17 protein-coding genes are annotated in these 21178 nt (G+C 60.0%); 13 read left to right on the forward strand and 4 right to left on the reverse strand.

What is annotated here, in order from left to right:
* Positions 1-22: 22 nt before the first annotated feature.
* The 11 genes from AB7M23_RS01130 to AB7M23_RS01180 all read left to right on the forward strand — a co-directional run bounded on the left by AB7M23_RS01130 (position 23) and on the right by AB7M23_RS01180 (position 12588).
* Entirely contained in the window at positions 23-874 is an 852-nt protein-coding gene (locus AB7M23_RS01130; protein WP_102053775.1) for an MIP/aquaporin family protein, read from the forward strand.
* Positions 875-940: 66 nt separating this feature from the next.
* A complete protein-coding gene (gene glpK / locus AB7M23_RS01135) occupies positions 941-2443 on the forward strand; it encodes a glycerol kinase GlpK (protein ID WP_065759324.1) in 1503 nt (500 codons plus the stop codon).
* A 166-nt stretch (positions 2444-2609) separates the two neighbouring features.
* Positions 2610-3365, forward strand: a complete 756-nt coding sequence (gene glpR, locus AB7M23_RS01140) for a DNA-binding transcriptional repressor GlpR (RefSeq protein WP_099775620.1) — start codon at positions 2610-2612, stop codon at positions 3363-3365.
* Between the two features lie 132 nt (positions 3366-3497).
* Positions 3498-5075: a glycerol-3-phosphate dehydrogenase gene (gene glpD / locus AB7M23_RS01145; protein WP_102053774.1), complete on the forward strand. Its 1578-nt coding sequence runs from the start codon at positions 3498-3500 to the stop codon at positions 5073-5075.
* 693 nt (positions 5076-5768) lie between these two features.
* Positions 5769-6683, forward strand: a complete 915-nt coding sequence (locus tag AB7M23_RS01150) for a glutamate/aspartate ABC transporter substrate-binding protein (RefSeq protein WP_065759327.1) — start codon at positions 5769-5771, stop codon at positions 6681-6683.
* Positions 6684-6779: 96 nt separating this feature from the next.
* Positions 6780-7526, forward strand: a complete 747-nt coding sequence (locus AB7M23_RS01155; RefSeq protein WP_102053773.1) for an amino acid ABC transporter permease — start codon at positions 6780-6782, stop codon at positions 7524-7526.
* On the forward strand, positions 7523-8191 hold the full coding sequence (locus tag AB7M23_RS01160) for an amino acid ABC transporter permease (RefSeq protein ID WP_102053772.1): 669 nt from the start codon (positions 7523-7525) through the stop codon (positions 8189-8191). Before AB7M23_RS01155 ends, AB7M23_RS01160 begins: the two co-directional genes overlap by 4 nt.
* The gene (locus AB7M23_RS01165) at positions 8188-8922 is read left to right on the forward strand and encodes an amino acid ABC transporter ATP-binding protein (RefSeq protein WP_102053771.1); all 735 of its coding nucleotides are present in this window, start codon (positions 8188-8190) and stop codon (positions 8920-8922) included. The genes AB7M23_RS01160 and AB7M23_RS01165 overlap by 4 nt, the downstream gene beginning before the upstream one ends.
* Positions 8923-8987: 65 nt before the next feature.
* Positions 8988-10895 (forward strand): two-component sensor histidine kinase AauS, encoded by a 1908-nt coding sequence (gene aauS / locus AB7M23_RS01170; protein ID WP_454240058.1) that lies wholly within the window; start codon positions 8988-8990, stop codon positions 10893-10895.
* On the forward strand, positions 10892-12217 hold the full coding sequence (locus tag AB7M23_RS01175; protein ID WP_102053770.1) for a two-component response regulator AauR: 1326 nt from the start codon (positions 10892-10894) through the stop codon (positions 12215-12217). The genes aauS and AB7M23_RS01175 overlap by 4 nt, the downstream gene beginning before the upstream one ends.
* A 35-nt stretch (positions 12218-12252) precedes the next feature.
* A complete protein-coding gene (locus tag AB7M23_RS01180) occupies positions 12253-12588 on the forward strand; it encodes a GlpM family protein (protein WP_454240059.1) in 336 nt (111 codons plus the stop codon).
* Here AB7M23_RS01180 and AB7M23_RS01185 read toward each other — a convergent pair.
* Together AB7M23_RS01185 and metE are read right to left on the reverse strand one after the other, a co-directional pair.
* Positions 12585-13577: an alpha/beta fold hydrolase gene (locus AB7M23_RS01185; protein ID WP_454240060.1), complete on the reverse strand. Its 993-nt coding sequence runs from the start codon at positions 13575-13577 to the stop codon at positions 12585-12587. The genes AB7M23_RS01180 and AB7M23_RS01185 overlap by 4 nt on opposite strands.
* A 140-nt stretch (positions 13578-13717) precedes the next feature.
* Positions 13718-16027, reverse strand: coding sequence for a 5-methyltetrahydropteroyltriglutamate--homocysteine S-methyltransferase (gene metE, locus AB7M23_RS01190; protein WP_102053767.1), 2310 nt, complete (start codon positions 16025-16027; stop codon positions 13718-13720).
* 110 nt (positions 16028-16137) lie between these two features.
* Here metE and metR point away from each other — a divergent pair, with 110 nt between their 5' ends.
* A complete protein-coding gene (gene metR / locus AB7M23_RS01195; protein WP_065759335.1) occupies positions 16138-17055 on the forward strand; it encodes a transcriptional regulator MetR in 918 nt (305 codons plus the stop codon).
* A gap of 4 nt (positions 17056-17059) precedes the next feature.
* On the opposite strand, the gene AB7M23_RS01200 is transcribed toward metR, so the two are convergent.
* Positions 17060-17473 carry an NUDIX hydrolase gene (locus AB7M23_RS01200; RefSeq protein WP_454240061.1) on the reverse strand — a complete coding sequence of 138 codons (414 nt, stop codon included), beginning with the start codon at positions 17471-17473 and terminating at the stop codon, positions 17060-17062.
* Between the two features lie 156 nt (positions 17474-17629).
* On the opposite strand from AB7M23_RS01200, the gene AB7M23_RS01205 reads away from it, so the two are divergent.
* Positions 17630-19246: an FMN-binding glutamate synthase family protein gene (locus AB7M23_RS01205; RefSeq protein ID WP_102053765.1), complete on the forward strand. Its 1617-nt coding sequence runs from the start codon at positions 17630-17632 to the stop codon at positions 19244-19246.
* Between the two features lie 226 nt (positions 19247-19472).
* On the opposite strand, the gene AB7M23_RS01210 is transcribed toward AB7M23_RS01205, so the two are convergent.
* Positions 19473-20894: an amino acid permease gene (locus AB7M23_RS01210; protein WP_102052665.1), complete on the reverse strand. Its 1422-nt coding sequence runs from the start codon at positions 20892-20894 to the stop codon at positions 19473-19475.
* Positions 20895-21178: the final 284 nt, after the last annotated feature.

Consider the following 21178-nt stretch of genomic DNA (forward strand, 5'->3'; position numbering starts at 1 on the left):
ACAACAAGAACCGAGGTAACGAATGACCATTGCCCAGCAACAACCGACACTTTCCAGCCAGTGCATGGCCGAGTTCCTGGGAACAGCCTTGTTCATATTTTTTGGCACGGGATGCGTTGCAGCGCTCAAGGTCGCCGGCGCCAGCTTCGGATTGTGGGAGATCAGCATCATCTGGGGCATTGGCGTGAGCATGGCGATCTACCTGACCGCCGGCATCTCCGGCGCTCACCTCAACCCTGCGGTCAGCATTGCCCTGTGCCTGTTCGCAGGTTTTGAAAAACACAAACTGGCGTTCTACATCGTCGCCCAGATCGCCGGTGCTTTCTGCGGCGCTGCGCTGGTGTACACGCTCTACAGCACGCTGTTCTTCGATTACGAACAAACCCATCAGATGCTGCGCGGCACCCAAGGCAGCCTTGAGCTGGCCGCCGTGTTCTCGACCTATCCGCACCCGGCGCTCTCTACCGGCCAGGCTTTCCTGGTTGAGGTGATCATTACCGCCATCCTGATGGCGGTGATCATGGCCCTTACTGACGACAACAACGGCTTGCCACGCGGCGCGCTGGCACCCGTACTGATCGGCCTGCTGATCGCAGTGATCGGCAGCGCGATGGGCCCGCTGACCGGTTTTGCGATGAACCCCGCACGCGATTTCGGGCCTAAACTGATGACCTACCTTACGGGCTGGGGACCAATCGCCTTCACCGGTGGCCGTGAGGTGCCCTATTTTCTGATCCCGGTAATTGCGCCGATCATAGGGGCAAGCCTTGGTGCCGCCCTGTACCGCGGCGTGTTCGCCCGCAACCTGCCCTCTGCAGCGAACATGACCGTCCAGACCGACGACAACCCTCAGGGCAAGACCCAGGCATCCTGATGCCGGGCCAGCGGGCCAACGCCCGCCCTACCCTGACTCCACCTTATTTAGTGCAAGGCCAACGACATGACAGACACCCATAACAAGAACTACATCATTGCCCTGGACCAGGGCACGACCAGTTCGCGGGCCATCATTTTCGACCGGGACGCCAACGTGGTCGGCACCTCGCAGCGCGAGTTCGCACAGCACTACCCTCAGGCTGGCTGGGTCGAGCACGACCCCATGGAGATCTTCGCCACCCAGAGCGCAACCATGGTCGAGGCGCTGGCCCAGGCAGGCCTGAGCCATGATCAAGTGGCGGCCATCGGCATCACCAACCAGCGCGAAACCACCGTGGTCTGGGACAAGGAAACCGGTCGGCCGATCTACAACGCCATCGTCTGGCAGTGCCGACGCAGCACCGAAATTTGCGAACAGCTCAAGCGCGATGGCCTGCAGGACTACATTCGCGAAACCACAGGCCTGGTGACCGACCCCTACTTTTCCGGCACCAAGCTCAAATGGATCCTCGACAACGTCGAGGGTGCCCGCGAGCGCGCTGAAAAAGGCGACCTGTTGTTCGGCACAATCGATACCTGGCTGATCTGGAAATTCTCTGGCGGCAAGGTTCACGTCACCGACTACACCAACGCCTCGCGTACCCTGCTCTTCAACATCCACACCCTGGCGTGGGACGAGAAGATGCTGCAAGTCCTGGGCATTCCTCGCCAAATGCTGCCTGAGGTTCGCGCCTCCTCCGAGGTGTACGGGCACACCAAAAGCGGCATCGCCATTGCAGGCATCGCCGGCGACCAGCAGGCCGCACTGTTCGGCCAGATGTGCGTGGACGCCGGGCAGGCAAAAAACACCTATGGCACCGGCTGCTTTCTGCTGATGAACACCGGAACAAAGGCCGTCACGTCGTCTCACGGCCTGCTCACCACCATCGCCTGCGGCCCTCGCGGCGAAGTGGCTTACGCCCTGGAAGGCGCCGTATTCAACGGTGGCTCCACCGTACAGTGGCTGCGTGACGAACTGAAAATCATCAATGACGCCCACGACACCGAGTACTTCGCCAGCAAGGTCAAGGACAGCAACGGGGTCTACCTGGTGCCAGCGTTCACCGGCCTTGGCGCCCCTTACTGGGACCCCTATGCCCGCGGTGCGCTGTTCGGCCTGACCCGAGGGGTCAAGGTTGACCACATTATCCGAGCGGCCCTGGAGTCGATTGCCTACCAGACCCGGGACGTACTCGACGCCATGCAACAGGATTGCGGCGAACGCCTGAGCGCCCTTCGCGTCGATGGCGGTGCAGTCGCCAACAACTTCCTGATGCAATTCCAGGCCGATATTCTCGGCACCTGCGTTGAGCGCCCACAGATGCGCGAAACCACCGCCCTCGGTGCTGCTTACCTCGCCGGCCTGGCATGCGGCTTCTGGAGTAGCCTGGACGAACTGCGCGGCAAAGCGATCATCGAACGCACGTTCACCCCGCAACTGGATGAAGTGCAGAAAGAAAAACTGTATGCCGGCTGGCTCAAAGCCGTAGACCGCACCCGTGACTGGGAACCGCACGACGAGAACTGAAACCACCGCAGTGCCCCTTGAAGGCAGCGCGAAAACGCTGGGCGTCGGCTTTGCCGGCGCCAAGGCCGCAGGTCAATGCAAGGCGTTGTGCCATCCTCCGGGCTGGTCGTAGGAGATTTCCTCCGGCATCATGGAGAAATTTGCCCGGCCGCCCAAAGGACAGCCCATGAACCTGCCTCCTCGTCAGCAGCAAATCCTCGAACTGGTCCGCGAACGCGGCTATGTCAGCATCGAGGAAATGGCCCAACTGTTCGTCGTGACGCCGCAAACCATTCGGCGGGACATCAATCAACTGGCCGAAGTCAACCTGCTGCGCCGTTACCATGGCGGCGCCGCCTACGACTCCAGCATCGAAAACACCGCCTACGCGATGCGCGCCGATCAGATGCGCGACGAAAAACAACGCATCGCCGAAGCTGTCGCAGCGCAAATTCCCGACCATGCGTCGCTGTTCATCAACATTGGTACCACCACCGAGTCCATTGCGCGCGCGCTGCTCAATCACAACCACCTGAAAATCATCACCAACAACCTTCACGTAGCCTCGATCCTGAGTGCAAAAGACGATTTCGAAGTACTGCTGGCCGGTGGCAACGTACGCCGCGATGGCGGTGTGGTCGGCCAAGCCAGTGTCGACTTCATCAACCAGTTCAAGGTCGACTTCGCCCTGGTCGGCATCAGCGGCATCGATGAAGATGGCAGCCTGTTGGACTTCGACTACCAGGAAGTGCGTGTATCCCAGGCCATCATTGCCAATGCACGGCAGGTCATCCTGGCCGCCGACTCCAGCAAGTTCGGGCGCAACGCGATGGTACGCCTGGGATCAATCAGCCTGGTGGACTGCCTGGTCACCGATCAGCAGCCCGTCGCCGCACTGACTCAGTTGCTCAACCAGCAGAAGATCCGCCTGGAAGTCGTCTAGCCCCTCCCCTCACGGCTGCCGCCAACGACAGCCGCCCATCATGTTCGTTATTTTTCATTTAGACCTGTAGATCAGCATTTTCTATCAAGTCCGGCTAGCGGCGGCTATGCCATTGCGCTAATATTTTCGAAAATGAACATCAATGTTCACATTCAAATTCAGGAGCCGCCCGTGTCCCTCTCCCGCCAAGCGCCCACTACCCTCGATGAAACCTATGACATCGCCGTGATCGGCGGCGGTATCAATGGCGCAGGGATTGCCGCAGATGCAGCAGGGCGCGGGCTGTCAGTGTTGCTTTGCGAAAAAGACGACTTGGCCAGCCATACCTCGTCTGCCAGCAGCAAGTTGATCCATGGTGGCCTGCGCTATCTGGAGCACTATGAGTTTCGCTTGGTACGCGAAGCATTGGCAGAACGCGAAGTACTGCTGGCCAAGGCCCCGCACATCGTCAAGCCGATGCGCTTCGTACTGCCTCACCGCCCTCACCTGCGCCCAGCCTGGATGATTCGCGCGGGCCTGTTCCTCTACGACCACCTGGGTAAACGCAAACGCCTCGGTGCATCGCGTAGCCTGCGCTTCGGTCCGAGCAGCCCGCTGAAGCCGGTGATCACCCGTGGTTTCGAGTATGCCGACTGTGCAGTAGATGACGCCCGCCTGGTGGTACTCAACGCCATGGCGGCCCGGGAAAACGGCGCGCACATCCTGACCCATACCCGCTGCCTCGGCGCTCATCGCGTCAACGGCCTGTGGCGTGTACAAATCGAGCGCGCCGACGGCACCCAACAGACGATCCAGGCCAAGGCACTGGTCAATGCCGCAGGCCCTTGGGTTGCAACGTTCATCAAGGATGACCTGAAGCTCGATACCTCCTACGGGATTCGCCTGATCCAGGGCAGCCACCTGATTGTGCCGAAGCTGTACGAAGGCGAGCACGCCTACATCCTGCAGAATGAAGACCAGCGCATTGTGTTTGCCATTCCGTATCTGGAGCGCTTCACCCTGATTGGCACGACAGACCGCGAGTACAATGGCGACCCCAACAAGGTGGTCATCACCGAGGCGGAAACCGACTACATGCTCAAGGTGGTCAATGACCACTTCAAACACCCGTTAAGCCGTGCCGATATCGTCAACAGTTACTCTGGTGTTCGTCCGCTGTGCAACGACGAGTCGGACAATCCATCGGCCATCACGCGCGATTACACCCTGTCCCTTTCAGCCGAGGCTGAACAAGCGCCTTTGTTGTCGGTGTTTGGCGGCAAACTGACCACTTACCGCAAGCTCGCCGAGTCGGCCATGCGTGAGCTGGCGCCATTCTTCACGCAAATGAAAGGCAGTTGGACTGCCACCGCCCCACTGCCGGGCGGCGAAGACATGAGCACACCCAAGGCGCTGAGCGAGAGCATCCAGGCCCGATACGGCTGGCTGCCAAGTGCCATCGCTCAACGCTGGGCATTGACCTACGGCAGCCGCGTCTGGCGCCTGCTCGAAGGCGTCCAGGGCCCCGAAGACCTCGGTGAAGCCATGGGTGGGGGATTGTTCGCCCGCGAGGTGGATTACCTGTGCAGCGAAGAGTGGGCTACCAGCGCCGAGGATATTCTCTGGCGGCGAACCAAGCTTGGGCTGTTCACCAGCCCAGCCGAGCAAGAGAAACTAAAGCAGTACCTGCTCCGCGTCGCACTGAACCGCAGCAAGTCCGAAGCGGCCTGAGCCGTTTGACTCACAGGTGACAGCGCATAAAAAATCCGACACCAGAATCTGGTATCGGATTTCCGAGAGGTCCGCTCACGCTCATGTGCCGAACCAAACGGCACTGAGCCTGAGCGGAACGTTTTGCCCGGGTTAGGCGAACCTAAACTGTTACGTTCGCCCGACTCAGGTCAAGCCTTGCGCCAGCCGTGTCCATGCTCGGCATCTTCGTCGTCATCATCACCGCCGTTGCTGGATTCAACGAAATACTGCTTCATTGCTGTACTCATGATGCTCTCCTTGTAAGTTCTCTGGCTCCGTTGCCAGCAAGGTCATACTGCTTTCTAGGCCGTACCTGGAGCAGCAGGCAATGTTTCCGGGCGCCCGCCGTTTGCGGGATCAACCGCTCTCAACAACCCCCGCCTCCCCTGGAAATCAACACCTGCACACGCACGTATGCCACCCTAAAAGCGTTCGGCCTTCCGAACGCGTCACATGACGATGTTCGGCAAGCCGTACGAATAAGCGCCATCAAAAACTGAAAAATCAAATTAATATTCAATAAAATCATAGCGTTACAATAGATTCCGGGGCTTGGCACGACTCATGCTCTACACTCAGTACCCGAATGCGCAAACCGCTTGATTGCAGTGTTCGCTGAACGAATGAGCCCAGCAAAGGCTCCATAAAAAAAACAACGTCGAGGAAATTTTGATGCGTATCGTTCCCCACCTGTTGGGCGCCGCTATCGCGGCCGCTTTGATCAGCACGCCAGTATTTGCCGCCGATCTGACCGGCACGCTGAAGAAAATCAAGGAATCGGGCACCATTACCCTGGGGCACCGCGACGCTTCCATTCCGTTCTCCTACATCGCTGACGCATCGGGCAAACCGGTCGGTTATGCACACGACATCCAGCTGGCAATCGTCGAGGCCCTCAAGAAGGACCTGGACGCACCAAACCTTCAGGTCAAATACAACCTGGTGACCTCGCAAACCCGTATTCCGCTGGTGCAGAACGGCACAGTGGACGTCGAGTGCGGTTCGACCACCAACAACGTCGAACGCCAGCAACAGGTCGACTTCTCGGTCGGCATCTTCGAGATCGGCACCCGCCTGCTGACGAAAAAGGATTCCAAGTACAAGGACTTCCCGGACCTGGCCGGCAAGAACGTGGTCACCACCGCCGGCACCACCTCCGAGCGCATCCTCAAGGCGATGAACGCCGACAAGCAGATGAAGATGAACGTCATCTCGGCCAAGGACCACGGTGAGTCCTTCCAGATGCTCGAGTCCGGTCGTGCCGTTGCCTTCATGATGGATGACGCCCTGCTCGCTGGCGAAATGGCCAAGGCCAAGAAGCCAACCGACTGGGAAGTGACCGGCACCCCGCAGTCCTATGAGATCTACGGTTGCATGGTGCGCAAAGGCGATGCGCCCTTCAAGAAAGCCGTCGATGACGCGATCGTTGCACTCTACAAATCAGGCGAGATCAACAAGATCTACGATAAATGGTTCCAGCAGCCAATTCCGCCAAAAGGCCTGAACCTGATGTTCCCGATGAGCGACGAGCTCAAGGCGCTCATCGCCAACCCCACTGACAAAGCTGCAGACGAAAAGAAGTCCTGATCCCAGGCAGTGACTAACCTTTCATCCGAGGGCGCCCTGTGCGCACTCGGATGCTCGAAGGTGCCCGTGAAACAACTGATCTGAGGGGAGACCCCGATGAATTACAACTGGGACTGGGGCGTTTTTTTCAAGTCCACCGGCGTGGGCAGCGAGATCTATCTCGACTGGTTCATCTCCGGGCTAGGCTGGACCGTCGGCATTGCCGCCGCCGCCTGGGTCATTGCGCTGTTGCTGGGTTCGGTACTCGGCGTCATGCGCACCGTCCCGAACCGTCTGGTATCGGGTATTGCCACGGCCTACGTGGAACTTTTTCGTAACGTACCGCTGCTGGTGCAGCTGTTCATCTGGTACTTCCTGATACCGGACATGCTGCCCGAAGGGCTGCAGGAGTGGTACAAGCAAGACCTCAATCCGACCACCTCGGCCTTCATCAGCGTGGTGATCTGCCTGGGTCTGTTTACGGCTGCACGAGTCTGCGAGCAAGTCCGTACCGGTATCCAGGCGCTGCCACGAGGCCAGGAGTCCGCCGCGCGCGCCATGGGCTTCAGCCTGCCGCAGATCTACTGGAACGTACTGCTGCCGCAAGCGTATCGGATCATCATTCCGCCGCTCACCTCGGAATTCCTGAACGTGTTCAAGAACTCCTCGGTGGCCTCGCTGATCGGCCTGATGGAATTGCTGGCACAGACCAAGCAGACCGCCGAGTTCTCCGCAAACCTGTTTGAAGCCTTCACCCTGGCCACCCTGATCTACTTCACCCTGAACATGAGCCTGATGCTGCTCATGCGTCTGATCGAGAAGAAAGTCGCCGTGCCTGGCCTGATCTCCGTGGGAGGTAAATGATGGACTTCAGTGGAATCATTCCCGCCCTGCCGGCCCTCTGGAACGGCATGCTGATGACCCTGCAACTCATGGTCCTGGGGGTCATTGGCGGTATTGCCCTGGGTACCGTGCTGGCGCTGATGCGCTTGTCCTCCAACAAGCTGCTGGCCAATCTCGCGGGTGCCTACGTCAACTATTTCCGCTCCATTCCGCTGCTGCTGGTCATCACCTGGTTCTACCTGGCGGTACCGTTCGTGCTGCGCTGGATTACCGGCGAAGACACCCCCGTCGGGGCGTTCACCTCGTGCCTGATCGCGTTCATGATGTTCGAGGCGGCGTACTTCTGTGAGATCGTTCGTGCCGGCGTGCAGTCGATCGCCAAAGGCCAGATGGGCGCGGCTCAGGCACTGGGCATGACCTACGGTCAAACCATGCGCTTGATCATCCTGCCCCAGGCCTTTCGCAAGATGACCCCACTGCTGCTGCAGCAGAGCATTATCCTGTTTCAAGACACCTCGCTGGTCTACACCGTCGGCCTGGTAGATTTCCTCAACTCCGCACGTGCCAGCGGCGACATCATCGGGCAATCCAACGAGTTTCTGTTGTTCGCCGGTGCCGTGTACTTCGTTATCAGCTTCTCCGCCTCCTTCCTGGTCAAGCGTCTGCAGAAAAGGTTAACCGTATGATCTCTATCAAGAACGTCAACAAGTGGTACGGCGACTTCCAGGTACTGACCGACTGCAGCACCGAAGTCAAAAAAGGCGAAGTGGTCGTGGTCTGCGGCCCGTCGGGCTCGGGTAAATCGACCCTGATCAAATGCGTCAACGCACTGGAGCCGTTCCAGAAAGGCGACATCATTGTCGACGGCACCTCGATTGCCGATCCGAAGACCAACCTGCCGAAACTGCGTTCGCGAGTGGGCATGGTGTTCCAGCATTTCGAGCTGTTCCCCCACTTGACCATCACCGAGAACCTGACTATTGCCCAGCGCAAGGTGCTGGGCCGCAGTGAAGCCGAAGCGACCAAGAAAGGCCTGGCCTTGCTGGACCGCGTTGGCCTCAGTGCCCATGCGAAAAAGCACCCGGGGCAACTCTCAGGTGGTCAACAGCAGCGTGTGGCAATTGCCCGCGCGCTGTCGATGGACCCGATCGTCATGCTGTTCGACGAACCGACTTCGGCACTGGACCCTGAGATGGTCAACGAAGTACTGGACGTCATGGTTGAGCTGGCACACGAAGGCATGACCATGATGTGCGTGACCCACGAAATGGGGTTCGCTCGCAAGGTCGCCAACCGGGTGATTTTCATGGACCAGGGCCGGATCATCGAGGACTGCCAGAAAGAGGAGTTCTTCGGTAATACCGATGCGCGCCATGAGCGCACACAGCACTTCCTCAGCAAGATCCTGCAACACTAATGCACCACTGCCGCCTGTCCGGTGTTCGCCGGGCAGGCGGCGCTGGTCGTACCAAGGCCACTGTGATGAAATGCGACCCTACGCTCTTTCGCCCAGCCAAGCCTGCACTTGCCGTGAAACCCCGTCTGATCCGTCACCTGTTTCTGCCACCACTGATCCTCCTACTGATGATCGGCCTGGGCGTGGCCGGCTTTCTGATCAGCGAACACAACGGCATACGCACCTTGAGCGAAACAGGCGAACGCCAGCTTGAGCTGCATGCGCGAGCGGTCGAGAGCGAAATCAGCAAGTACACCTACCTGCCAAGCTTGCTGGAGTTGGAGCAGAGTGTCTCAAGCCTGCTGAACGAAACGGATGGCGAACATCGCCAGGCCGTCAATGAATACCTCGAGGGCCTGAACCGACGCAGCCGCAGCCGGGCGATCTATGTCCTGGACACCAGCGGCCGGGTACAGGCCACGAGCAACTGGCGCGATGTCGACAGCTACCTGGGCGAAGACCTGTCCTTCCGTGCCTACTTCCAGGATGCCGTGCGCGGCCAGCCTGGGCGTTTCTATGGCATTGGCAGCACCACGGGCGAACCCGGCTATTACCTGGCACACGGCCTGGAAGAGCATGGCAAGATCATTGGCGTTGCGGTCATCAAGGTGCGCCTTGAAGCCCTCGAAGAACGCTGGCAACGGGCACGTCTGGAAGCCTTCGTCAGCGACGAGAACGGCATCATCATCCTCTCCAGCGACCCTGCGCGGCGTCTGAAGTCAGTACGACCACTGACACCGGAAACCAAGGAGCGCCTGGCACGCAGCCTGCAATACTACTGGTGGCCACTCAACGAACTGCAGCCGCTGTCGCGCGAGAAACTGGGCGACGGCGTGGAGAAGCTGAGTTTCCCGGCCAATGCCGAGCTCGGTGACAGCCACCATGAAGTCGCCTACCTGGCCCAGACTCGCCGCCTGAGTGATACCCCCTGGCACTTTACCCTGCTGACACCACTGCAGGACCTGCGCCGCGAGTCGATCGTTCAGGGGGTACTGGCGGCCGTGGCCTTCGCACTGCTGGCCATCCTCCTGATTGCCTGGAACGAGCGGCGTAAAGTGATCGCCACGCGCCTGGCCGCCCGGGAAGCCCTGGAAGAAGCCAATAGCCAACTGGAGCGCAAGATCGCCGAACGAACAGCCGATCTGCGCGCCAGTAATGAACGCCTAAAGGGCCAGATCCGTGAGCGGCGCCATGCCGAGCAGACACTGCGCCATGCTCAGGACGAACTGGTTCAGGCTGGCAAGCTGGCGGCCATCGGCCAGATGTCTACCAGCATCGCTCATGAACTCAACCAGCCGCTGGCGGCATTACGCACACTGTCCGGCAACACCGTTCGCTTCCTCGAACGCGGTGCGCTGGAAACGGCCAGCACCAACCTGCTGACCATGAACGACCTGATCGATCGCATGGGCCGCATCACCGCCAGCCTGCGCTCATTTGCACGACGTGGTGATGACGGCGGCCAAGCCTCCTTGAGCAAAGCGGTGGAGGCCAGCCTGCAGGTACTCGGCAACCGTATCGCGAGCAGCCAGTTGCAGGTGCACAACGCGTTCGACGACCAGCAACTGGCCATCGACCAGACGCGGCTGGAGCAAATTCTGGTCAACCTGATCGGCAACGCCCTCGATGCCATGGCCGCGCAGCCCCAACCACAGCTATGGCTGGAAGGCGAACTGCTGAACGACAAGTACCGTCTGCGTGTACGCGATAATGGTCATGGCATTGACGATGAAACACGTAAGCACCTGTTTGAACCTTTTTTCACCACCAAACCCGGAGAGCACGGCCTGGGCCTGGGCCTGACCTTGTCCGCCAGCCTTGCCGCCGCTGCCGGCGGCAGCCTGAGTGTCGAACATCCCGCCAGTGGCGGTACCGCGTTCATCCTCAGCCTGCCCCTGGTGTCCGCCGCCTCAGAACCTGCCGAGTCCTTATGAACCAAGCGCCACTTACCGTCCTGATCGTCGAAGATGACCCGCATGTGTTACTCGGCTGCCAGCAGGCATTGGCACTGGAGGACATCGCCAGTGAGGGTGTCGGCAGCGCTGAAGACGCGCTGCAGCGGATCGGCGATGACTTCGCTGGAATCGTCGTCAGTGACATTCGCCTGCCTGGCATCGACGGCCTGGAGTTGCTCAGTAGACTCAAAGCCCGCGACCCTAGCCTGCCGGTGGTACTGATCACAGGTCACGGCGACATCAATATGGCAGTGGGCGCCATGCGCAATGGCGCCTATGACTTCATGGAAAAGCCCTTCTCGCCAGAACGTTTGGTCGACGTGGTACGTCGCGCCCTCGAACAGCGGGGCCTGGCCCGCGAAGTGTTTGCCCTGCGTCGTCAGCTGGCCGAGCAAAGCACCCTGGAAGGCCGGATCATCGGCCGCTCGCCGGCCATGCAGGAGCTGCGTGAGCTGATTGCCAACGTGGCCGACACCTCGGCCAACGTGCTGATCGAAGGTGAAACAGGTACCGGCAAGGAATTGGTGGCGCGCTGCCTGCACGACTTCAGCCGACGCCAGGGTCAACCGTTCGTTGCACTCAATTGCGGTGGCCTGCCAGAGAACCTGTTTGAAAGCGAAATCTTCGGCCATGAGGCCAATGCCTTCACCGGGGCCGGCAAACGCAGGATCGGCAAGATCGAACACGCCAATGGCGGAACGCTATTCCTCGATGAAGTCGAAAGCATGCCGATCAACCTGCAGATCAAACTGCTGCGAGTCCTTCAGGAACGCACTCTGGAGCGCTTGGGCTCGAACCAGAGCATCGCGGTCGACTGCCGGGTAATTGCCGCCACCAAAGCCGACCTCGACGCCCTCGGCCAATCCGGCCAGTTCCGCAGCGACCTGTACTACCGCTTGAACGTGGTGACGCTGGAGCTCCCACCGCTGCGCGAGCGCCGTGAAGACATCCTGCAGTTGTTCGAACACTTCCTGCTGCAGGCATCATTGCGCTTTGATCGCGAAGTACCAGCGCTCGACAGTCAGACCCTGTCACGCCTGATGGCACACGATTGGCCGGGCAATGTCCGCGAACTGCGCAACGTTGCAGAGCGCTATGCCTTGGGCCTGCCGGCCTTCAAGAAAGCCGGTTCCAGCCCTGCACAGGGCCTGGGTTTTTCCGAAGCTGTCGAAGCCTTTGAACGCAACCTGCTCAGCGACGCCCTGCAACGCACCGGTGGCAACCTCAGCCAGGCCAGCCAGGAGTTGGGCATGGCCAAAACCACGCTGTTCGACAAGGTCAAGAAATACGGCCTGGGCTGATGCCCGGGCGCGATGCCACTGGATAGAGAGTCAACGTGGACCTGCTACTCAAAGCCTGCCTCGGCGCTGCTGTCGTGGTGATACTCGCGGCCCTGGCCAAAACCCGCAACTACTACATCGCCGGGCTCGTCCCGCTGTTCCCCACCTTCGCCCTGATCGCCCACTACATTGTCGGCAAGGGCCGCTCCGTGGACGACCTGAAGACCACCATCCTGTTTGGCATGTGGTCGATCATCCCCTACTTCGTCTACCTCGCCGCACTCTACCTGCTGGTAGACCGCCTGCGCCTTGAAGCCTCACTGGCCCTGGCCACTGTCGCCTGGCTGATCGCGGCAACGGTACTGGTAAGCGTCTGGGTACGCTTTCACTAAAGCTGAGCCCAGTGGCTGAGGTCTTCGCGATGCTGGCGCAGGTAAGGCAATACGGCCTCAAGCAAAGGCGCCTTGAACGGCTCCTGAAAGCGGTGCGCCAAGCCGGGAATCAAGCGTAACTGGCTGCCCTGAATATGCGCGGCCAGGTGCACACCATGCATCACCGGCAACAGCGGATCAGCCGTGCCATGCACCACCAGTGCCGGCAGCCGCAAACGGTTGAGCAGTTCGACACGGCTGGGTTCGGCGAGGATTGCCATGATCTGCCGCTTGACCCCATCAGGGTTGAACGCACGGTCGTAGGATGCCGCGGCCTGTTGCAACAACACCTGCCGGTCGTCCATCACCTGCGGGCTGCCCAAGGCGGCAAGCAGGTCGGCTTGCTGCTCAATGGCTGCCTCCCGGCTCGGTGCTCCACGCCGGGCCAGTTGCTCCACCAGTGCCGGGTTCGGCGCAGGCAACCCGGAAGCGCCGGAACTGGACATGATCAGCGTCAGGCTTTCTACCCGCTGCGGCGCGAGGTCAGCCAGGTGTTGAGCGATCATCCCGCCCATGCTCACACCCAGAACATGAAAGCGCCTGACCTGCAACGCGTCCATCAACCCCAGGCCATCCTCGGCCATGTCCGTCAGGGTATAAGGCGCCGACACCGGCAGCCCGAGTTTGTAGCGCAGTACTTCGTAGGTCAGGTTGGCGCCGACCGGTGGTTGACTCCAGGCCGACAACCCAACGTCGCGGTTGTCGTAGCGAATGACCCGAAAGCCTTGCTCGCACAGCGCAGCCACCACCTCATCCGGCCAATGGATAAGTTGCCCGCCCAGGCCCATGACCAACAACAGCGCAGGGTCGGAGCGACGCCCAATACTTTGATAAGCCAGGCTGACCTGCGCCAGTTCGACCCGCTCAGTTGGCACGTTGACGTCACAGCGTGACGCGGCGAACGCAGGTGCACCGCACAGCAGTGCGACAAAAAAGAAAAATGCCCGCATGACAGAAACACCAGAATGCAAATCCCCAGTAGAGCGCGAGTCTGATGACTTTCATTCGGGCGCGCTGCCACAAAACAGTGACCGTTTCATGACAATCGCCAAATGGTCAGACCTGCGGCTAACGCCGCAGGCCCATTGCCTTATGCAAGCTGGCTGCGTAACTGCCGTGCCGCCGCCACCATGTTAACCAAGGCTGCTTCGGTCTCCGGCCAGGCACGCGTCTTCAGGCCGCAATCCGGGTTCACCCAGAGGCGCTCGGCCGGAATACGCGTGGCGGCCTTGCTGATGAGCTTGACCATCTCGGCGGTGTCCGGCACCCGTGGTGAGTGAATGTCATAGACACCGGGGCCAATGTCATTGGGGTAGTCGAACGCTTCAAAGGCCTCCAACAGCTCCATGTCCGAGCGCGATGTCTCAATGGTGATGACATCGGCGTCCATTGCCGCAATCGCCTCAATCACATCATTGAACTCGCTGTAGCACATGTGGGTATGAATCTGGGTATCGTCACGCACCCCGCTGGAACACAGCCGGAAGGCCTCCACCGCCCAGTCCAGATAGCCCTGCCATTGAGCTTGGCGCAATGGCAAACCTTCACGGAAAGCCGCCTCGTCGATCTGAACGATCTTGATGCCGGCCTTTTCCAGATCCTGAACTTCATCACGAATCGCCAACGCCAGTTGCTGCGCCTGAACCTTGCGCGAGACATCTTCACGCGGGAAGGACCACATCAACATCGTGACCGGGCCTGTCAGCATGCCTTTCATGACCTTGTCGGTCTGACGCTGAGCGTACGCGATCCAGGCCACCGTCATGGCTTGCGGTCGGCTCAGGTCGCCATAAATGATCGCTGGTTTGACGCAACGCGAACCATAACTCTGCACCCAGCCGAAACGGGTGAATACATAGCCATCCAGTTGCTCGGCAAAATACTCGACCATGTCGTTACGTTCGGCTTCACCATGCACCAGCACATCCAGCCCCAGGCGCTCTTGCACCTTTACCGCATGACGAATTTCGCTGTGCATGGCATCGGTGTAGTCGCTGGCCGACAGCTTGCCTTGCTTATAGGCCTGACGTGCCAGACGAATCGCCGACGTCTGCGGGAACGAGCCAATGGTGGTGGTCGGGAAGGCTGGCAGCTTCAATCGCTGCCGCTGCGCTTCGATACGCTGGGCGAAAGGTGACTGACGCTGACTGTCGCGAGCACTCACCGCAGCAACCCGCGCCTGAACCTGCGGTTTGTGAATACGTGACGATTGCGCCCGGCTGTGTTTTACCGCGCGGCTGCTGCTCAAGGCGGCCTGCACGTCAGCGTCCTGCAGGTTGTTCAGCGCCTTTGCCAATACAGAAATCTCACTGCATTTCTGGACGGCAAACGCCAGCCAGCCTTTCAGTTCGGCATCGAGCTTATCCTCACGCGCCAGGTCCACCGGGCTGTGCAACAGTGAGCAGGAGCCGGCGACCCAGAGGTTGCTGCCAAAGCGCTGACGCGCCTGCTGCAGTTGCTCCAGCGCCTGGTCCAGGTCGCAACGCCAGACGTTACGGCCATTGACCACGCCCAACGACAGCACCTTGTAGCTCGGCAGACGATCAAGCACTGCCGGGAGTTGCTCCGGCGCACGTACCAGGTCGACATGCAGGCCATCCACCGGCAGGCTGACGGCCAGCCCCAGGTTGTCCTCCAGGGCCCCAAAGTACGTCGCAACCAGCTTTTTCAGAGGGGAATACTGAAGAATGTGATAAGCCCGCTCAAAGGCACTCTTCCACGCCTGCGGCAGATCCAGGCACAGGATTGGCTCATCGATCTGCACCCACTCCACGCCTTGCCGAGCCAGGCGGCTGAGAATCTCACCGTACACGGGCAGCAGTCGCTCAAGCAGGTCGAGCTTGTCGAAGCCCTCGCCCTTGGCCTTGCCAAGCCACAAGTAGGTCAGTGGGCCGATCAGCACCGGCTTGACCGCATGGCCCAGCGCTTGCGCTTCAGCGACCTCATCGAACAATTGTTCCCAACTGAGCAGGAAACGCTGATCGGCACTGAACTCTGGCACCAGGTAGTGATAATTGGTATCGAACCACTTGGTCAGTTCCTGAGCGTACTGGGCTTGCCCCTGCGAACTACCGCAGCAGGTCGTTGCACCACGCGCCATCGCAAACACGGTATCGAGGGTTGGCAGACCGTCATCGCCCCTGGTCGCGGCAAAGCGCTCAGGAATGGCGCCGAAGGCTACCGAGTGCGCCAGTACCTGGTCGTACCAGGCGAAGTCCCCGACCGGCAGCAGTTCGATACCCGCCTCTTTCTGAACCTGCCAATGGCGCGCGCGCAACTCACGGCCAACCGCCAACAGCCCTGCCTGATCCAGGTCGCCTTTCCAATAGGCCTCCAGGGCTTTTTTCAATTCACGGTCAGCGCCGATGCGCGGAAAACCAAGGTTGTGGGCCAGTGCCATGACAAAACGTGCTCCCTGTAAAAGATGACGCTATTGTCGACAGCCGAGGCAACTTGAGACAAACTCAATAAATTCGTGTTCATCTCAAAGTTTACTCATGGAGCCTTCCGGTGCTTGAAATTCGTCACCTGAAAACCCTGCACGCCTTGCGCGAGGCCGACAGCCTGGTAGAGGCAGCAGAACGCCTGCACCTGACCCAATCGGCGCTGTCGCATCAATTCAAGGAGCTGGAAGAGCGCCTGGGTATGCAACTGTTCATGCGCAAGACCAAACCCCTGCGCTTCACCAGTGCCGGCCTGCGCCTGCTGCAGTTGGCCGACGCCACCCTGCCCTTGCTGCGCAGCGCCGAACGCGATATTGCGCGTTTGGCCGGCGGTACTGCAGGGCGCCTGCATATGGCCATCGAATGCCATAGCTGCTTTCAGTGGCTGATGCCGACCATCGACCAGTTCCGCGATGCCTGGCCGGAGGTCGAACTTGACCTGGCCTCGGGTTTCGCCTTTGCACCGCTGCCCGCACTGGCACGTGGTGACCTGGACCTGGTGGTGACCTCCGACCCACTGGAGTTGGCCGGGATCACCTATGTTCCGCTGTTCACTTACGAGGCCATGCTGGCCGTCGCCAATCAGCACCCTCTGGCGGGCAAGAGCTATGTCGTACCCGAAGACCTGTCCAGCGAAACCCTGATTACCTACCCGGTGGAGCGCGACCGCCTGGATATCTTCACCCGTTTCCTGGAGCCGGCCGACATCGAGCCCGCACAGGTGCGTACCGCGGAGCTGACGGTGATGATGATGCAGTTGGTCGCGAGCGGCCGCGGCGTCTGCGGCATGCCACATTGGGCGCTGCACGAGTACAGCTCACGTGGTTATGTGAAGGGCAAGCGTCTGGGCGAGAAAGGCCTGTTCGCCACGCTGTACGCGGCGGTACGTACCGATATGCTCGACGCCCCGTACATGCGCGACTTCCTGCTGACCGCCAAGGACACCTCCTTCTCCACGCTCGACGGCGTCAGCGCGGTGCGTTGAAGGATCAGGCTGGAGCGTGCGTCAACGTTCTGTAGAGCGGCAGAATCCAGTCTCGGGTCAAGGGGGCCAGTTCAAGGTTCAGGGTCGCGTTTGCATCGACCCAGACGGCCTCCTCGATTTCTGCTGCGGGCTCGACACTGGCGTCGGTATGAACCTGGAACAGCTCCGCCTGCACCTCAAACCCAGGCTCGTTGACCGCTGGCGCGCTGAATACGCCAAGGTAGCCTGCTTTCAAGGGGTCGATCTGCAAGCCCAGTTCCTCGTGCAGCTCACGGGCCAGGGCATCGACAGGTTGCTCATGGGCTTCAATCTTGCCGCCTGGCTGCATGAACGCCTGCGTACCACGCTTGCGCACAAGAAGGGTTTGACCCTGCGGGTCGATCAACAGGGCAGCGGCAATGCGAATGATCTTGGTCATGGTCGGCTCTTCACGGAGAACGGGCAATGATACACGCAAGATTTCTGAACACAGACCTCACCGGGAGACCCTGGGCTGGCGTTTGAATCCTGAACCGGGCTATGGTCCAGCCTTGCCCAGGCCCTGAGCCTGACCGAGCCATCGCAAGGACCCTGTATGAGCCTGTCACTTCTCAGTCGCTACGCCTTTTTTGTCTGTTGTGTTCTGTTCACCCTCGCCAGCCTGCCGTTTCTTGAAAACGACTGGCTTTGGCCCTTCACCCTGACCACAGGCGTACTTAGCCTGATTGGCCTGGTTGATTTACTGCAGAGTCGCCACGCCGTCAGGCGCAATTACCCGATTTTGGGCAACATCCGCTATCTGGTCGAAGGTATTCGACCGGAAATCCGCCAGTACCTGCTGGAAGCTGACAGTGATGCCCTGCCCTTCTCGCGCGCGCAGCGCTCACTGGTTTATGCCCGAGCCAAGAACGAAGCCTCGGACAAGCCCTTTGGCACGCTGATCGATGTCTACCAATCGGGCTTTGAGTTCATTGGCCACTCCATGCGCCCGGCGCCACTGAGCGACCCGAACAGCTTTCGAGTCATGGTCGGCGGCCCGCAATGCACACAGCCGTATTCAGCCTCGGTCTTCAACATCTCGGCCATGAGCTTTGGCGCACTCAGCGCCAATGCCATTCGTGCGCTGAACCAGGGCGCCAAACTCGGCAACTTCGCCCACGATACTGGCGAGGGCAGCATCAGCCCTTACCACCGCGAGCATGGCGGCGACCTGACCTGGGAACTGGGCAGCGGCTACTTCGGTTGCCGAACGGCGGAGGGTCGCTTCGACCCTGAGCGCTTCGCCGAACAGGCGCGCAACCCGCAAATACGGATGATCGAAATCAAGATGAGCCAAGGGGCCAAGCCCGGTCACGGTGGCATCCTGCCCAAGCACAAGGTCACCCGTGAAATCGCCGAAACCCGTGGCGTAGCCATGGGCGAAGACTGCATCTCACCGTCACGACACAGCGCCTTCTCGACCCCAATCGAGCTGATGCAGTTCATTGCCCAATTGCGCGAACTCTCCGGCGGCAAGCCGGTAGGCTTCAAATTCTGCCTGGGCCACCCGTGGGAATTCATGAGTATTGCCAAGGCCATGCTCGAAACCGGCATTCTGCCGGACTTTATCGTCATCGACGGCAAAGAAGGCGGCACGGGTGCGGCGCCCGTGGAGTTCACCGACCATATCGGCGTGCCGATGCGTGAAGGCCTGCTGTTCGTACACAACACACTGGTCGGCCTGAACCTGCGCGACAAAATAAAACTGGGGGCCAGCGGCAAAATCGTCAGTGCCTTCGATATTGCCAGTGTCCTGGCCATTGGTGCCGACTGGGCCAACTCGGCGCGCGGCTTCATGTTCGCCATCGGCTGCATCCAGTCGCAAAGCTGCCACACCAACAAGTGTCCAACCGGTGTCGCAACCCAGGACCCACTGCGCCAGCGCGCCTTGGTGGTACCCGACAAAGCCCAGCGGGTGTTCCACTTCCACCGCAACACCCTCAAGGCCCTGGCCGAAATGCTCGCGGCGGCTGGCCTGGATCACCCTTCACAGCTGCAAGCCAAACACCTGGTACGACGCATGTCCGCGACCGAAATCAAACTGTTCTCGCAACTGCACGTGTTCCTCAAGCCTGGTGAACTGCTGACAGGCGCAGTCAGCGGCGAGTTCTACCAGCGTATGTGGCGCATGGCCCGGGCTGACAGTTTTGAGGCGCACACAGACGTAGCCTGATTCAACGGAAAACCGGCCGAGCTTGCTGTGGGATGCCGGGGCTTCGGCGCGGTGTCAGCGCCTTCGCGGCGCCTGCATCGCGGGCAAGACCCGCTCCCACAGGCTGCTCGGCCATTGTTGGAGCTGGCTTGCCTGCGATGGCGTCGTTGGCTTGGAAAAACAAACCCCCGCTAAAAAGCGGGGGTTCGTCAGCAGCCTGATCCATTCACTGGACCGGGTTTTCGTATCAGGACACAGAGCGCGCCACGGCCACACTGTCCTCTTTCGGGGACAGCTTGAACACGTAGTACAGTACCGTCAGCAGCACCAGGAAGGCTGGGCCGACGTACAGTGCGATACGGGTTTCCTCAAAGTACGCCATCAGGCCTACCACCAGGATCAGGAACGCCAGCGCCAGGTAGGAGCTCAACGGCCACAGCCACATGCGGAACTGCAGACGGTCACGTTCGGCCTTGGACAGGCCAGCACGGAACTTCAGTTGCGCCAGCAGGATCATGACCCAGGTCCAGATCGCACCGAAGGTAGCGATAGCGGTGACCCAGACGAACACTTTTTCCGGTACCAGGTAGTTGAGCAGTACACCCAGCAGCAATGCCGCGATCGACAGCAGCAGTGCGTTGCGCGGCACGCCATTGCTTGAGGTGCGGGCAAAGGAGGCAGGCGCCTGGCCATTCTGCGCAAGGCTGTAGAGCATACGACCGGTACTGAAGATACCGCCGTTGCAGGACGACAGTGCCGCAGTGATCACCACGAAGTTGATGATGCCGGCAGCGGTCTTGATGCCCAGACGTTCAAAGGTCATCACGAACGGGCTGCCCTGGCTGCCAATTTCGTTCCATGGGTAGATCGACAGGATCACGAACAGTGCGCCGACATAGAACAGCAGGATGCGCCAGAATACCGAGCCAATGGCATGCGGAATGGTCTTTTGCGGGTTACGCGCTTCGCCGGCAGTCAGGCCGATCATTTCTACGCCAAGGTAGGCGAACATCACCATTTGCAGCGACATCAGCACGCCGGTCACGCCGTTAGGCATGAAGCCGCCATTGCTCCAGAGGTTGGAGATGCCCAGCGCGACGCCATCGTTACCGAAGCCAAACGCGATCACGCCGATACCGCCCAGCACCATCGCGATGATGGTGACGATCTTGATCAGGGCGAACCAGAACTCGAACTCACCAAACGCCTTGACTGCGATCAGGTTGACCCCGCCCATGCTTGCCAGGGCCGCCAGGGCCCAGATCCAGCGAGGTACATCAGGGAACCAGATGCCCATGTAGATGGCCACCGCCGTGATTTCAGCAACACAGGTCACCAACCACAGGAACCAGTAGTTCCAGCCGGTCAGGAAGCCTGCCAATGGGCCGAGGTAGTCTTGCGCGTAACGGCTGAAGGAGCCGGCGACCGGGTTGTGAACGGCCATTTCACCAAGGGCACGCATGATCACCAGGATCGCCAGACCGCCAATGATGTACGACAGCATGATCGCAGGCCCGGCCATTTCAATGGCCTTGGCCGACCCCAGGAACAGGCCGACACCGATACAGGCACCCAGTGCCATCAGGCGGATGTGACGCTCTCCGAGTTCTCGCTTGAGCGGACCGCCTTGGGCGGTATCACCGTGAGAAGGGTGGTTGCCGACTGACATAGAAATACAACCTCATTTTGTTATTGGATATAAACCGATCGTGCAGACCTGGCACCGCCGATAGGCAGGTACGAAGCCTTGCCGGACCAACCTTTTGGGTGAGCCCGTCAGCCCGCAAAACACCACGCAGGCTGAGCAAAAGGGGCGAGCAGTATAAAAAGGCCATCGCAGGTCTTTTCACTATAAAAACCAGGATCTTTGGCGAGAAGTCTCGGCAAAATCCGCTTATACGGAGTGGCATTCCCCGCGCTTACACCGCCCTCAAAAACAGGGCGGGTAAAATA

The sequence above is a fragment of the Pseudomonas sp. HLS-6 TE3448 genome (assembly GCF_053629555.1).

Coding starts and splice junctions, on each gene's coding strand:
- AB7M23_RS01160 (WP_102053772.1), top strand. CDS start 7,523: ATGATGGACTTCAGTGGAATCATTCCCGCCCTGCCGGCCCTCTGGAAC.
- glpR (WP_099775620.1), top strand. CDS start 2,610: ATGAACCTGCCTCCTCGTCAGCAGCAAATCCTCGAACTGGTCCGCGAA.
- aauS (WP_454240058.1), top strand. CDS start 8,988: ATGAAATGCGACCCTACGCTCTTTCGCCCAGCCAAGCCTGCACTTGCC.
- AB7M23_RS01155 (WP_102053773.1), top strand. CDS start 6,780: ATGAATTACAACTGGGACTGGGGCGTTTTTTTCAAGTCCACCGGCGTG.
- AB7M23_RS01210 (WP_102052665.1), bottom strand. CDS start 20,894: ATGTCAGTCGGCAACCACCCTTCTCACGGTGATACCGCCCAAGGCGGT.
- AB7M23_RS01205 (WP_102053765.1), top strand. CDS start 17,630: ATGAGCCTGTCACTTCTCAGTCGCTACGCCTTTTTTGTCTGTTGTGTT.
- AB7M23_RS01200 (WP_454240061.1), bottom strand. CDS start 17,473: ATGACCAAGATCATTCGCATTGCCGCTGCCCTGTTGATCGACCCGCAG.
- AB7M23_RS01150 (WP_065759327.1), top strand. CDS start 5,769: ATGCGTATCGTTCCCCACCTGTTGGGCGCCGCTATCGCGGCCGCTTTG.
- glpK (WP_065759324.1), top strand. CDS start 941: ATGACAGACACCCATAACAAGAACTACATCATTGCCCTGGACCAGGGC.
- glpD (WP_102053774.1), top strand. CDS start 3,498: ATGAACATCAATGTTCACATTCAAATTCAGGAGCCGCCCGTGTCCCTC.
- metE (WP_102053767.1), bottom strand. CDS start 16,027: ATGGCACTGGCCCACAACCTTGGTTTTCCGCGCATCGGCGCTGACCGT.
- AB7M23_RS01165 (WP_102053771.1), top strand. CDS start 8,188: ATGATCTCTATCAAGAACGTCAACAAGTGGTACGGCGACTTCCAGGTA.
- AB7M23_RS01185 (WP_454240060.1), bottom strand. CDS start 13,577: ATGCGGGCATTTTTCTTTTTTGTCGCACTGCTGTGCGGTGCACCTGCG.
- AB7M23_RS01175 (WP_102053770.1), top strand. CDS start 10,892: ATGAACCAAGCGCCACTTACCGTCCTGATCGTCGAAGATGACCCGCAT.
- AB7M23_RS01130 (WP_102053775.1), top strand. CDS start 23: ATGACCATTGCCCAGCAACAACCGACACTTTCCAGCCAGTGCATGGCC.